This window comes from Microbacterium sp. GbtcB4, assembly GCF_019091465.1.
Classification (GTDB): domain Bacteria; phylum Actinomycetota; class Actinomycetes; order Actinomycetales; family Microbacteriaceae; genus Microbacterium; species Microbacterium paraoxydans.
Window position 1 is genome coordinate 1 of sequence record NZ_JAGXJJ010000406.1, and the last position, 244, is coordinate 244.

Genomic DNA, 244 nt, shown 5'->3' on the forward strand with positions numbered 1-244 from the left:
GCGGCTCCGTGAGCGGGCTCAACAGAGCGATGTGCGGGCGGCCCGCACGACGGCACCGATCTCTTCGCCGTCCGTCAGCAGCCGACCTCCGACGGTGATGACGATCGGCTCGCCCGGGTTCAGGTCCGTGTGATCCACGCAGTACTGCCAGGCCGCGGCGAGGACGTCCTCATCTCTCGACATCACCACCACTCCTCCGTGCGGGGCGGCCGCGCGCACCGCGTCGAGGAAACCATCGGGATCG

Annotated in this window: 1 protein-coding gene; it reads right to left on the reverse strand. The window is 69.7% G+C overall.

The window, feature by feature from the left end; genetic code table 11:
• Nucleotides 1–18 precede the first annotated feature (18 nt).
• Nucleotides 19–244: hypothetical protein (locus KVS71_RS18310; protein ID WP_217585248.1), on the reverse strand; the 226-nt coding region annotated here is incomplete at its 5' end.